Annotated in this window: 12 protein-coding genes; 5 read left to right on the forward strand and 7 right to left on the reverse strand. The window is 74.9% G+C overall.

Annotation, left to right across the window (positions count from 1 at the left end; genetic code table 11):
- Positions 1-139: 139 nt before the first annotated feature.
- Genes IN07_RS02570 through IN07_RS02585 form a run of 4 tightly spaced genes read right to left on the reverse strand, consistent with a single transcriptional unit; the run spans position 140 to position 4,468 of the window.
- Positions 140-1,231: a hypothetical protein gene (locus IN07_RS02570; RefSeq protein ID WP_231557960.1), complete on the reverse strand. Its 1,092-nt coding sequence runs from the start codon at positions 1,229-1,231 to the stop codon at positions 140-142.
- On the reverse strand, positions 1,228-1,896 hold the full coding sequence (locus tag IN07_RS02575) for an SCO family protein (protein WP_036333302.1): 669 nt from the start codon (positions 1,894-1,896) through the stop codon (positions 1,228-1,230). Before IN07_RS02575 ends, IN07_RS02570 begins: the two co-directional genes overlap by 4 nt.
- The gene (locus IN07_RS02580) at positions 1,893-2,624 is read right to left on the reverse strand and encodes a YcnI family copper-binding membrane protein (RefSeq protein WP_231557961.1); all 732 of its coding nucleotides are present in this window, start codon (positions 2,622-2,624) and stop codon (positions 1,893-1,895) included. The genes IN07_RS02575 and IN07_RS02580 overlap by 4 nt, the downstream gene beginning before the upstream one ends.
- A 35-nt stretch (positions 2,625-2,659) precedes the next feature.
- Positions 2,660-4,468 (reverse strand): copper resistance CopC/CopD family protein, encoded by a 1,809-nt coding sequence (locus IN07_RS02585; RefSeq protein WP_231557962.1) that lies wholly within the window; start codon positions 4,466-4,468, stop codon positions 2,660-2,662.
- 111 nt (positions 4,469-4,579) lie between these two features.
- On the opposite strand from IN07_RS02585, the gene IN07_RS02590 reads away from it, so the two are divergent.
- The 5 genes from IN07_RS02590 to IN07_RS02605 all read left to right on the forward strand — a co-directional run bounded on the left by IN07_RS02590 (position 4,580) and on the right by IN07_RS02605 (position 9,071).
- Positions 4,580-6,019, forward strand: a complete 1,440-nt coding sequence (locus IN07_RS02590; protein ID WP_052090602.1) for an MFS transporter — start codon at positions 4,580-4,582, stop codon at positions 6,017-6,019.
- Between the two features lie 57 nt (positions 6,020-6,076).
- Complete coding sequence (locus IN07_RS26605) at positions 6,077-6,205, forward strand: putative leader peptide (protein ID WP_269164771.1); 129 nt, start codon at positions 6,077-6,079, stop codon at positions 6,203-6,205.
- Positions 6,206-6,296: 91 nt separating this feature from the next.
- Complete coding sequence (locus tag IN07_RS02595; RefSeq protein WP_052090603.1) at positions 6,297-7,307, forward strand: sulfite exporter TauE/SafE family protein; 1,011 nt, start codon at positions 6,297-6,299, stop codon at positions 7,305-7,307.
- Positions 7,308-7,418: 111 nt separating this feature from the next.
- A complete protein-coding gene (locus tag IN07_RS02600; RefSeq protein ID WP_036333304.1) occupies positions 7,419-8,432 on the forward strand; it encodes an NAD(P)/FAD-dependent oxidoreductase in 1,014 nt (337 codons plus the stop codon).
- 9 nt (positions 8,433-8,441) lie between these two features.
- Entirely contained in the window at positions 8,442-9,071 is a 630-nt protein-coding gene (locus IN07_RS02605; RefSeq protein ID WP_036333306.1) for a class I SAM-dependent methyltransferase, read from the forward strand.
- Positions 9,072-9,129: 58 nt separating this feature from the next.
- Here the strand turns inward: IN07_RS02605 and IN07_RS02610 are convergent, their stop codons facing one another.
- From IN07_RS02610 to typA, 3 genes are all read right to left on the reverse strand, one after another.
- Complete coding sequence (locus IN07_RS02610) at positions 9,130-10,110, reverse strand: NAD-dependent epimerase/dehydratase family protein (RefSeq protein WP_036333308.1); 981 nt, start codon at positions 10,108-10,110, stop codon at positions 9,130-9,132.
- A 154-nt stretch (positions 10,111-10,264) separates the two neighbouring features.
- Positions 10,265-10,744, reverse strand: coding sequence for a DUF5994 family protein (locus tag IN07_RS02615; RefSeq protein WP_036333310.1), 480 nt, complete (start codon positions 10,742-10,744; stop codon positions 10,265-10,267).
- Between the two features lie 350 nt (positions 10,745-11,094).
- Positions 11,095-12,984, reverse strand: a complete 1,890-nt coding sequence (gene typA, locus IN07_RS02620) for a translational GTPase TypA (RefSeq protein ID WP_036333312.1) — start codon at positions 12,982-12,984, stop codon at positions 11,095-11,097.
- Between the last annotated feature and the right edge of the window lie 191 nt (positions 12,985-13,175).

The raw sequence follows: 13,175 nt of genomic DNA on the forward strand, positions 1-13,175 counted from the left end.
CCGGATCGGTCTGGCACACATACAAACATCAAGTGACAGCGTTGTAATTCGCTGCTCGGCGTGTTCGTAGCAACACGCCGAGTCACTGTCACAGTGGTCCCACGAACCGACTCGTCGACCAGTCGACACGTCGACTGCGTCAGTGCAGGGCGGGCTCGCCGACCGGGTCCACGGTGCCGTGGGCGTCGTCACGGAACCGCCGGGCCGCGCCGACCCCGCCGAGGACCAGCCCCAGCCCACCGGCGACCAGCACCGCGACCGCCATCCGGGCCAGCACCTGCGGCCCGGCGGTCAGCGCGTTCGCCGTCCACAGCACGTCGACGTCGGGCAGGCCCTGCACCAGCAGCAACCAGCCGACCACCACCGCCATCAGGCCGGTGAGCACGCCGCGCCCGCGCCCGGCCGCCCGCACCCCGATCGCCGCCGCCAGCAGCACCAGCAGCGCCGGGAGCAGGGCCGACACGATCGCCCCGACGTGCGAGGAGACGCTGCTCGGCGGCTCGGGGGTGGCCAGCGCGTGGTAGATCGCGGCCAGCGCACCCAGGGCGAGCACTCCCGCCAGCGGCCGGGGACCGCGGGCGAACCAGCCGGCCGCGACCGTGCCGGCCAGCAGCAGCACGTGGCCGGGCCAGACCAGCCAGGCCGGTGGCGGCGGGCTCCAGGTGAGCACCCCCTCGACGACGACGTCGGTGCCGCCGTGGGTCATCGGCACGGTCCACTCGATCACCGTGTGCGGCCGGGACGGGTCCGCGGCCACCACCGGAGGGAGCAGGTCCTGGGTCATCCAGTGCGTCCGGTGGTCGTGCCACACGTACTGCGACTGGGTGGAGACCTGCTCCCAGCGTGGCGCCGCGGTGATGTCGACGCCGTCCGGCATCGGCGTGCGCCCGAACCGGTCCAGGTTCAGGTAGGTCGCCGGACTGGCCGCGTTGCGCCAGACGCCGTCCGGCCCGATCCGCAGGTACGGCTCACCCGAGTACCCCGGCACCGTCAGTTCGGTGTCGGTCTCGTTGACCACCTCGAGCTCGTCACCGAACTGCAGCACCCGCACGCTCACCCCCGGCAGCTCCGGGGAGACCGTCCGGACGGCGGCGTCGAAGTCGCTGCCCGCCGCGCCCCCGCCCACGTGCGCCGACGCGGGCGCCGCGACGGCGAGGACGGCGAGCACCCCGAGCAGGACGACGAGGACCCGGCCCACCCCGGTCCCCCAGACGTGCCCCGCGGGGCTCACCCGGCGACGGCAGCCAGCTCGATGGCGATGTCGCGGGGGGTGTTGGCCGAGTCGAAGGCGACGTCGGCCTCGCCGTCGGTGCCGTAGAGCAGCAGCAGCGCCGAGTGGCTCTCGCCGCCGTTCTGCGCCTGCGGCACCCCGGCGGCCAGCTGCGCCTGGTCGATCTGCTCCTGGTCACCGGTGAGCCCGATGAACTGGGTCGGCAGCCCGGCGTCGAACCGGTCCAGGTACTCCCCCAGCACCTCGGGGGTGTCCCGCGCCGGGTCGGTGGTCACGAACACCACCGACGTCTTCTCGGCCACCGCCGGGTCGACCTCGCCCAGCGCCAGCATGACGTCGGCCATCGTGGTCGGGCAGATGTCCGGGCAGTGGGTGAAGCCGAAGAACAGCAGGGTCGGCCCGTCCGCGGTCTGCTCGGCGAAGTCGAACGGCGCACCGCTGGTGTCGGTGAGCGTGAAGTCCGGCTTCTGGTACGGGTCGACCAGCTGCATGCCGCCCTCCCGCACACCGCCCTCCAGCGTGGCCGGGGCCTCCGTCGACTCGTGGTCGTGCCCGGCGGCCTCGGCACTGGCGTCGGCGTCCCCGCCACAGCCGGCCAGCAGCAGACCGGTCGCGAGGGCCAGGGCGGTCAGCCCGGTACGGGTCGGACGGGAAGCAGAGCTCACGAGGACACGGTACGTCGGCGAGCGGACAGACCGAGGAACAGACCGCCCAGCCCGGCGAGCAGCCCGAGCACCGCCAGCACCAGCGCGGTGACCGCCGTGCCATCGCCCCCCTCGTCGTCCGCTGCCGGGTCGGCCGTCGCCGCCGTGTCGGTCGGGGTGTCGGCGCCCTCCGCCGCCAGCGAGAGCACCGGCGACGGGTACCGCGGCTCGGGCTGGCCATCGACGGTGGGCTCGATCCAGGCGGCCTCGGTGCCGTCGCTGTAGGTCTGCACCGCGTTGAAGGTCAGCTCGTCGGTCTCCGGGAACGGCCCGCCGGAGAGGGCGAACTCCTGGAACTGGCCTGGGGCGATGCCCTGGCCCTCCTCGGCCCGGAACTCCACGACCGAGACGGCCTGCTCGACCGGCTCGCCGTGCACCTCGACCGGCTCGGGGAGCTGCGCCTCGGTCATCGAGACGGTCCAGCCGGGCACCGGCTGCGCGCGCAGCGAGGTGAGCGGGGTGTCGTTGGGGACCTGGACGCGCAGCCCGACCGTGCTGGCGGTGTCGCTCTCGTTCGGCACCCGGAAGGTGAGCTTGCCGTAGCCACCCGGCTCGGCGTCACCGGAGGAGACGGTGACGTGCGCGGACGCGACCCCGGTGCCGGCGACGAGCAGCCCCGTCGAGGCGAGCAGCGCGGTCATGAGGACGACGGCCGGACGGCGCGCGGGACGGAGCGGGGACAGGGACAACGGTTCTCCTCGGATGGGTGTCGTGCAGGGGGGTGTCAGCGCACCGGGAAGACGGTGCTGGCGGTGACCGCGGTGAACTCGTCCAGCCGGACGGTCGCCGTCAGGGTCCAGGTGCCGGTGGTGGGCAGCGTCGGGTCGCCGACGTAGTGGCCCGGCCCGGCGGGGGCGAGGTCGACGTCCAGCGGGCCGATCTCCTGCCCCACCTCGGTGAGGGTGACCCCGATCTGCTGCGGCTGCGTCAGCCGCCCGTCGGCGTCGAAGAGGTAGACGTGCAGCGTGGTCGGCCCGGGGGTGGCCGGGTCGAGGAGGACCTGCACCATGCCGGCGCCCGTCGTGCCACCGGCCGACCGGAGCGGCAACGTCACCTCGACCGGCTGGGCGACGGCGGCCTTCGCCGGCGGCGTGCCGACCAGCACCGCGGACAGCGCGAGGACGACGGCCGCCCCGACGAGCTCGACCAACACCGCCCGGCGCAGCACGCCGATCGTCGCCGGCGGCTCGGCGGCAGGCTCCTCGGTGGCGGGGCCGTCGGCGGCGGGGGCCTCCCCGGCCGCGAACGCCTGCGCGACGACCCGGCGCGAGGGGCGGCGGCGGGTGCCCACCCGCTGCTGCACCCAGTCCCGGCCCACGAGCGCGGCGACCAGCACCAGCAGCACGAGTGCGACCTTGGCCACCAGCACCCAGCCGTAGGTGGTGGCGAAGAGCGCGGACACCGACCCGACCTCGCGCACCGACTGCAGCACCCCGGTGACGACCAGCGCGCCGATGCAGCCGGCCGCCAGCGACGACCACCGGGGCAGCGCGGCGACCAGCTCCCCCGCCGGCGTCGGCCCGCGGAGGGCGCCGGCGAACAGCGCGACCAGCCCGCCCAGCCAGGCGCTCATCGCCGCGACGTGCACGGCGGCCACCGCCACGGCCAGCACCGGCAGCGGCCCGGCGACCGGGTGACCCACCGCGGCGACGGCGACGACCAGCGCGGCGGCGAGCACCCCGGCGGCGATCAGCCAGCCCGTCCCCGGCGCCCTCCCCCGCCGCCAGCCACGCAGCAGGACGGCGGCCAGCAGCCCGGCGAGCACCACCCGGAGCAGCAGCGTCCGGCCGAAGGTCGAGTCCAGCGTGGTGCCCAGCAGCTGCGGGTCCACCAGCGACCCGAGCCCGCTCCCGGCGGCGTAGGGGCCCTGGAGCAGCAGCGAGAGCACCCCGCCGACCACGACCGCGGCCAGCCCGGCACCGGCCAGCCGCCGCAGCCGCGACACCGCCCAGCCCCCCGGCCAGCAGGTGGCCAGCACCAGCGGGACGCCGAGCCCGAGGGTCAGGCCGAGGTAGCTCAGCCAGCGGGCGACCGGCAGCGCCACGGCCACGCCCGGGTCCGCGCCGTCCCCCTCGCCGACGGAGCCGGCCGCCACCAGCTCCCCCTCACCCACCGCGAAGGAGAAGGCACCCGAGACGGGATGGGAGTCCGCCGAGACCACCCGGTAGGTCACCACGTAGCCGGCGTCGGGCAGCTGGTCGCACAGCGGCACGGTGAGGGTGCTGCCGCGCACCTCGGCGGCCCCGGTGTCGACCCGCTCGCCCTCGCCGTCGAGCACCCGCGCGTAGCCGGCGCCGAGGGAGACCGGCTCGTCGAACTCGATGACCACCTCGGCCGGCGCGAAGTCCAGCCGGGCGCTGTCGGCCGGCGTCGTCGTCACCACGGTGGCGTGCGCGGCCGCCGGCCGCGCGGTGCCCACGTCGACGAGCACGCCGAACAGCACCCCCAGCAGCAGGAGGGCGCCGGACAGCCGGCGCACCCCCACCCGGGGACGGCGGTGGGCTGCTCGCCAGGTCCGCTCCTGCTGCTGCACGGTTGCACAGTCGTCGGGGCCCGCCGTCCAGTTCCCGGCCGTGCTCGGCCGGGGACGAGAGTCGGGCCACACCGGAGGCGCACAGCCGCCGGCGTCGACCAGGATGACCCGGTGACCGCGACCCCGCCCGCCGCGGCCGGTCCGCCGCCGCTCGCCGGTCAGCCGGTCGCGCTGGGCACCGCCCCGGGCCGCTGGGTGCTGCTGGCCACCGTGCTCGCCTCGGCCATGGCGCTGCTCGACGCCACCGCGGTCACCGTCGCGCTCCCCTCGATCAGCCGGGACCTCGGCTCGTCCCTGTCCGGGCTGCAGTGGACGGTGACCGGGTACACGCTCGCGCTGGCCTCGCTCGTGCTGCTCGGCGGCTCCCTGGGCGACCGGTACGGACGCCGCCGGGTCTTCGTGCTCGGGGTCGTCTGGTTCGCCGTCGCCTCGCTGGCCTGCGGACTGGCGCAGACGACCGGCCAGCTCGTCGCCGCGCGGGTGCTGCAGGGCGTCGGCGGGGCACTGCTGACCCCCGGGAGCCTGGCGATCATCCAGGCCTCCTTCCGGCACCAGGACCGGCCGCGGGCGATCGGCCTGTGGTCGGCGCTGGGTGGGCTGGCCGGGCTGGTCGGCCCGTTCCTGGCCGGCTTCCTGGTCGACACGGTGGGCTGGCGCTGGGTGTTCGGGATCAACGTGCCGTTCGCGGTGGTCGTCGTCCTGGTCGCCGCCCGGCACCTGCCGGAGAGCCGGGACCCCGGGCGCACCGGGCGCTTCGACGTGCTCGGCGCCGTCCTCGGTGCGCTGGCCCTGGCCGGGGTCACCGACGCGCTGATCTCGGCGGGCAGCGACCCCGGGAGCCCGGAGGTGGTGGTCGCCGCGGCGGTCGGTGTGCTGGCCGGGGCGGCGTTCGTCGTCCGGGAGCGCCGGGCGGCCCAGCCGATGCTGCCGCTGGGGATCTTCGCCGACCGTCAGTTCACCGGCGCCAACCTGAGCACCCTGGCGGTGTACGGGGCGCTGGGCGGGGTCATGTTCTTCCTCGTCCTGCAGCTGCAGACCGTGCTCGGCTACGACGCCACCGCGGCCGGCGCCGCGTTGCTGTCCACGATCCTGGTGATCACGCTGCTGTCGGCCCGGGTCGGCGCGCTCGCCCAGCGGATCGGGCCGCGGCTGCCGATGACCGTCGGCCCGCTGGTGTCCGCCGGTGGCCTGCTGTGGCTCACCCGGGTCGGGCCCGGCAGCTCCTGGTGGGTCGACGTGCTGCCCGGCTCGCTCGGCCTGGGGCTGGGCATGTCGCTGGTGGTGGCCCCGCTGACCGCGACCGTCCTCGGCGCCGCCCCCGACCACCTGGCCGGGGTGGCCAGCGGGGTGAACAACGCCGTCGCCCGGGCGGCGAACCTGCTCGCGATCGCGGCCTTGCCGGTGGCGGTCGGGCTCTCCGGCGACGACCACACCGACGCCGCGTCGTTCAGCTCCGGCTACTCGCTGGCCCTGGGCCTCTGTGCGGGGGTGATGGTGCTGGGCGCCGCGGTCTCCTGGGCGACCGTGCGCGACGACGTCCTGCGGACGTGACGGGGCACTCCCGGCCCCCTTGCCCACAATCCCTACCAACATGGTAGGAATGTCGGCGTGACGACGACGGCGAGCACCGGTGGGCTCCCCACCCGCCTCCCGTCCGCCCTCCCCGGCGCCTTCCTGGTGAGCCGCCTGCACGTCGACCTGCTCCGGGTCAGCACCGCCGCCTGTCCGGCCCGCTGACCTCCCGCGCCGTCCGGCGCCCCTCGTCCACCGCGGTCCGCTGCGCCCTCACCCGGCGCGCCCGCACCCTGGAACCCGGAGCACCTCCCTCGTGAAGACCCTGATCCTGCTCGCCCTCGCGGGCCTCGGCGCCCAGCTCGTCGACGGCAGCCTGGGCATGGGCTACGGCGTCACCTCGACGACGCTGCTGCTCGCCATCGGCACCAACCCGGCCGCCGCCTCGGCCACGGTGCACCTGGCCGAGATCGGCACCAACCTGGCGTCGGGCCTGTCGCACTGGAAGTTCGGCAACGTCGACTGGAAGGTCGTCGCCCGGATCGGCGTCCCCGGCGCGATCGGCGCCTTCATCGGGGCGACCGTGCTGTCGAACCTCTCCACCGCGATCGCCGCGCCGGTGATGTCGCTGATCCTGCTGGGCCTGGGCCTCTACCTGCTGACCCGGTTCACCCTGCGCGGCCTCGACAAGCGACAGCTGGGCAAGCCGATGCGCAAGCGGTTCCTGGCCCCCCTCGGCCTGACCGCGGGCTTCATCGACGCCACCGGCGGTGGCGGCTGGGGCCCGGTCAGCACCCCGGCCATCCTGGCCAGCGGCCGGATGGACCCGCGCAAGACGATCGGCTCGGTCGACACCTCGGAGTTCCTGGTCTCCCTCGCCGCGAGCCTGGGCTTCCTCTTCGCCCTCGGCAGCCAGGGCATCAACGCCTTCTGGGTGCTCGGCCTGCTGGCCGGTGGCCTGGTCGCCGCACCGCTGGCCGCCTGGCTGGTCCGCTTCGTCCCGCCACGCCTGCTGGGCGCCGGGGTCGGCGGCATGATCGTGTCCACCAACGCGACGAGCCTGCTCGGCAGCGACTGGGTCGGTGCCAGCGACCCGGTCCGGTACGCGGTGCTCGCGGTCGTCTACGTGACCTGGGCGGCAGCGGTGGTCTGGTCGTTCCGCGAGTACCGCAGGGAGCGGGCGCAGGAGGCGGCCGAGGCGCTGGTCGCCGAGGCGGAGCAGCTGGCCGAGCAGGAGCGGGTGGCCCGGGCCGAGCGCCGGGCACACCCCAACCAGGTGGCGCCGGTCGACGCCGACGGCCTCTCGGCGGGCCGCACGCACCACTGACGGTTTTGCCGTAGTAGCAAGGATCATTGCCAGCTTCGCCTGCCCCGGCGCACTGTCGGAACCGGCGGGTCACCACCCCGGTGACCCGCCGTCCGAGCAGAGGAGCGCACGGTGGAGACGGAGTACGACGTGGTGGTGGTCGGCGGTGGCGCCGCCGGCCTCAGCGGTGCGCTGGCGCTCAGCCGCGCCCGCCGATCGGTGCTGGTGGTGGACGGCGGGGCGCCCCGCAACGCCGCAGCCGCGCACGCGCACAACTACCTGGGCCGCGAGGGCACGCCGCCGCGGGAGCTGCTGGCGATCGGCCGCCGCGAGGTGGCCGGCTACGGCGGGGAGTTCACCGACGGTGAGGTGACCTCGGCCGCCCCGGTCGACGGCGGCTTCGAGGTGCGGCTGGCCGACGGGCGGTCGGTGCGCAGCCGGCGGCTGCTGGTGACCACCGGGCTGGTGGACGAACTGCCCGACGTCCCGGGGGTGCGCGAGCTCTGGGGCAGCGCCGTCCTGCACTGCCCGTACTGCCACGGCTGGGAGGTGCGCGACCAGGCGATCGGCGTGCTGGCCACCAGCGCCGTCGGTGTGCACCAGGCGCTGATGTGGCGGCAGTGGAGCGCCGACGTCACCCTCTTCCTGCACACCGGCCCGCAGCCCACCGAGGACGAGTGGGAGCAGCTGGCCGCGCGGGGCATCAGCGTGGTCGTCGGTGAGGTCGCCGGCCTGGAGTCCGCCGCCGGGAAGCTGACCGGCGTCCGGCTCGACGACCGCACGGTCTTCGCCCGCGACGCGGTGGTGGTGGCCCCGCGGTTCACCGCACGGGCCGGCGTCCTGGAGTCGCTGGGGCTCGAGGCGGTCGAGCAGCGGATGGGCGAGCTGGTGATGGGCAGCGGGGTGCCGGTGGACGGCACCGGCGCGACCGCCGTCCCCGGGGTCTGGGCGGCCGGGAACGTCACCGACATCAAGGCCCAGGTGATCAGCTCGGCCGCGGCCGGGCTCACCGCCGGGGCGGCGGTCAACGCCGACCTGATCATGGAGGACACCCGCCGGGCCGTGGCCGGACGCCGGGTCTTCTCCCCCGCCGTCGAGCGGGAGCTGTGCGACCAGGTGCTCGGCGACCGCCGGCACGGGATCTGAGGAGGAACGGTGCACGACCACCAGCAGCCGGCGAACGACCTCCACGACCACGCCGCCTGGGAGGAGCGCTACTCCGCCGCGGCGGCGCTCTGGAGCGGCCGGGTCAACCCCACGCTCGCCGCACAGGCGGCCGACCTGCCCCCGGGGCGGGCCCTGGACGTCGGCTGCGGCGAGGGCGGCGACACCCTGTGGCTGGCCTCCCGCGGCTGGCAGGTGACCGGCCTGGACTGGTCGCAGACCGCCCTCGACCGCGGCGCCGCCCAGGCATCCGCCGCCGGGCTCGGCGACCGGACGACCTGGGTGCAGAGCGACGTCGCCACCTGGCAGCCCGCCGCCGCGGCGTTCGAGCTGGTCACCGCCCACTTCCTGCACCCGGAGGCCGCAGTGCGCCAGGTGCTGGTGCCCCGGCTGGCCGCGGCCGTCGCCCCCGGCGGCACGCTGCTCTGGGTCGGTCACGGGTACGACGAGGAGCGCGCCGCCATGTGGGGCGCGGACCGCTTCGCCACGGCCGCCGACGTCCTCGCCGACCTGGACCTGCAGGAGTGGGACGTCGTCCTGGCCGGCACCCAGCCGCGGCCGGCCGGCGAGAACGGCCACCACCACGCCGACGAGGTGGTGCGGCTCCGCCGCCGGAGCTGAGCCGACGGGGTCGGGCCGGCGGGATCGAGCCCGCCGGGCCGAGCCCCGCCGGGGCGGGTCAACCCGCAGACGACAGCAGCCGCCGCTCCAGGTCGGGCGGCAGGCCGGGCAGCTCCCGGCCGGCCGGGGGCTGCGGGCGGTCACCGGTCTGCATCCAGGCCCAGGTGTCGGCGACCGAGTCGCGCACCGGGCGGGAGGGCAGGCCGAGTTCCCGGGCCCGGGCGGTGTCGACGTCCCAGGCGGTGCGGGCGGTGCCGGCGGCCAGCCACAGCGGCAGGTGCGTCCACTCCTGGACGCCGGCCGACAGCAGGTCCGCTTCTGGCACCGGCACCCACTCCGCGTCACCGCCGGTGACCTCGCGGCAGGTGTCCAGCAGCCCGCCGAGCGTCGTCATCCCGGCCGGGCCGGTGGTGTTGACCGGGCCGCCCTGCCCGCGCTCGGCCATCTCGACCAGCCATCCGGCCAGGTCGCGGGCGTCGACCAGGGCGATCGGCTGCTCCAGCCCCTCGGCCGGGACGACGACCCGCCCACCGGCGGCGGTCCGGTCCAGCCACCAGCCCAGCCGGTACAGCGGGTCGTGCGGCCCGACGATCAGCCCGGCCCGCGCGGTCAGGAACCGCTCCCCCAGCGCCGCGCCCAGCACCCGCTCGGCGTACGCCTTCACCGGCCCGTAGGAGTCCTCGTCGGAGTCCCAGGTCGGCTCCTGCTCGCCGGCGATCGGCCCTGGCGGCCAGTTCCGGTAGGCGTTCAGGCTGCTGACGAAGGCGTAGCCGGCGACGTCGGCGAGCGCGGCCGCCGCGTGGTCCGCCGCCCCGCGGGTCTGGCAGGAGGTGTCGACGACCAGCTCGGGCAGCCAGCCGTCCAGTGCGGCCGGCAGGGCGGCGGGGTCGTCCCGGTCACCGGTGAGTGACCGGGCGCCGACCGGCGGTGCGCCGGAGACGCCGCGGGTGAACGTGGCCACCTCGTGACCGCGGTCCAGCGCCGCGGAGACGACGTGCCGGCCGAGGAAGTGCGTGCCGCCGAGGACGAGGAGTCGCATGCCCCGACCTCAGCGCAGCCGTCCGGCCGCCGTCCAGCCCGTTCGCTCTCGGCTCACTGCCGGTCCGGGTGGAGCCGCCGCACCGTCCGGGGAGCCGCGTCGCGGCACGGCCAGACGGTCGGCGACCCGGCTCAGGGTCCGGGGCGCGACCTCGTCAGCCGGCGCGGACGCCGGCCAGCGGGACGACCTGGGGCCGCGACGGGGCGGTGAGCAGCCCGCGCTGCGGGTTGCCGGTGTCCTCGCGCAGGCCGGCGAGCCGGAGCGCCCGGACACCGGTGAGCGCGTCGGCCTCCGGCGGCACCACGAGCAGGTCGACCCGACGCTCGCCGTCCACGGTCAGGGAGACCAGCTGCTGGTCCATGCTCGCGAACCCGCCGGTGCGCACGGTGCGGTCGCCGATCAGCATCTTGCGGGCCGGCGGCTCGTCCCAGGCGCCCACGGCGTAGGTGAAGCGGTCGATCCGCACGCCCAGGCTCTGCAGCGCCGCCGCCAGCTCGCGCAGCTCGACGGAGAGCAGTCGACTGCGTGGCCACCACGCGCCGTCGAACGTCCCGTCGGTCGCTGCCGTCGCCGGGCGCAGCCGCACCCGCACGTCGATCCCGTTCCGGAAACCTGCTGCCCGCTGGACCGTCATCGGCTCCCCGACCACCTCTCACACCGTTCCCCCAGGTGCACCCGGCCTCCCCCGGCGAGCACACCTCTCCGGACCGGAACGTACGACCGCCGCCGCGACACCCCGGCGCGCCACGAGGAGAGCCGTCGAACCCGGTCGCCTCGCTCGGCGGGCCATCACGAACCGTGATCGCGCGGCAACTCTCGACACAGAGACCCCACCCGTCTCAGCAGACCTCGCGGCGCGCCGGGCCCCGAGACGACGAACGCCGCCGTCCCCCGAGGGGGACGACGGCGTCGGTCAGCTCGTCCGGCCCCCTCGCAGGGCCCCGCCGCTAGCCTGCGAGCGGTGGGGGGCGAGGGGGTCCTTCGTCAGGGCTTGGGCTTCCGGTTCCGGGACCGACCGCGGATCGTCTGGTCCAGCTCCACCTTGCGCACCCGGACCGCGCCCGGCGTGACCTCCACGCACTCGTCCTCGGCACAGAACTCCAGCGCCTGCTCCAGGTTGAGCAGCTTCGGCGGGATGAGCCGCTCCAGCTCCTCGGAGGTGGCCTTGCGCATGTTGGTGAGCTTCTTCTCCTTGGTGATGTTCACGTCCATGTCGTCCGGACGCGAGTTCTCACCGATGACCATGCCCTCGTAGACCGTCGTGCCCGGCTCGACCATCATCTGGCCGCGCTCCTGCAGCGAGAACATCGAGTACGTCGTCGCCACGCCGGTGCGGTCGGCCACCAGCGAGCCGGTCGGGCGTGCGCGCATGTCGCCCAGCCACGGCTCATAGCCCTCGAGGTTGTGGTTCAGCACGCCGGTGCCGCGGGTCTCGGTGAGGAACTCGGTGCGGAACCCGATCAGGCCACGCGAGGGGACGATGTACTCCATCCGTGCCCAGCCCGTGTCGTGGTGCACCAGGTTCTCCAGCCGCCCGCGCCGGACGGCCAGGGCCTGGGTCAGGGTGCCGACGTACTCACCGGGGGTGTCGATGGTGACCCGCTCGACCGGCTCGTGCAGCTTGCCGTCGATCTCCTTGGTGACCACCTGCGGGCGGCCGACGGTGAGCTCGAACTCCTCGCGGCGCAGCTGCTCGACCAGGATCGCCAGCGCCAGCTCGCCGCGGCCCTGCATCTCCCAGGTGTCGGGGCGCTCGGTGGGCAGCATCCGCACCGAGACGTTGCCGACCAGCTCCTGGTCGAGCCGGTTCTTGATCAGCCGGGCGGTGAGCTTCTTGCCCGACTTGCCCGAGATCGGGCTGGTGTTGATGCCGATGGTGATCGAGATCGACGGCTCGTCGACGGTGATCGCCGGCAGCGGGCGCGGGTCGTTCGGGTCGGCGAGGGTGTCGCCGATCATGATGTCCTCGATGCCGGCGATGGCGATCAGGTCGCCGGGGCCGGCGCTGTCGGCCGGGGTGCGGGTGAGGCCCTCGGTGACCAGCAGCTCGGTGATCTTGGTGCGGGTGATGGTGCCGTCGGCCTTGCACCACGCCACCTGCTGGCCCCGCTTCATCTCACCGGAGTGGATGCGCAGCAGCGCCAGCCGACCCAGGAACGGCGAGGCGTCGAGGTTGGTGACCTGCGCGCGCAGCGGCTCCTCGGCGTCGTAGACCGGCGCCGGCACGGTGTCCAGCAGCGTCTTGACCAGCGGGCCGAGGTCCGGGCTGTCCGGGACGGTGCCGTTCTCGGGCTTGTTCAGCGACGCCTGGCCGGTACGGCCGTTGCAGTAGACGATCGGGAACTCGAGGGTCTCCGCGGGCAGGCCGGCGTCCTCGAGCAGCTCCATGAACAGCTCGTAGGTCTCGTCGACGACCTCCTCGATGCGAGCGTCCTGACGGTCGGTCTTGTTGACCGCGAGGATGACCGGCATCCCCTTCGCCAGCGCCTTGCGGAGCACGAAGCGGGTCTGCGGCAGCGGACCCTCGGAGGCGTCGACGAGCAGGACGACACCGTCCACCATCGACAGCGCACGCTCCACCTCGCCACCGAAGTCGGCGTGGCCCGGGGTGTCGACGATGTTCACGACGACGGGGTTGCCGTCCCCGTCGGCGAGGCGGATCGCGGTGTTCTTGGCGAGGATGGTGATCCCGCGCTCGCGCTCGAGCTCGCCGGAGTCCATGACCCGGTCCTGCGTGGAGTCGTTGTCTGTCCCCTCGCCCTTCGAGCGCCCGAGGGCACCGGCCTGCCGGAGCAGGGCGTCGACCAGGGTGGTCTTGCCGTGGTCGACGTGGGCGATGATCGCCACGTTGCGCAGGTCGTTGCGGGTGGGCATGCGGAGAGGCACCTCGGGGGATCGCGTGGGGGTCTGCGCGCAGCGGCGCGCGACAGGTGCAACGGCACGGGCGGCCGAGACCTTCCCATGGTAGGGGACGACGGCCCCCTGCCGAGCGGCTGTGACCGGTCTACCACTCTTGAAGGACCTTGGTCCCCCTCATCCCTCGCAGGCTCGGGACGAGCCTCTGG

It is taken from the genome of Modestobacter caceresii (assembly GCF_000761485.1).
In the GTDB taxonomy this organism is placed as follows: domain Bacteria; phylum Actinomycetota; class Actinomycetes; order Mycobacteriales; family Geodermatophilaceae; genus Modestobacter; species Modestobacter caceresii.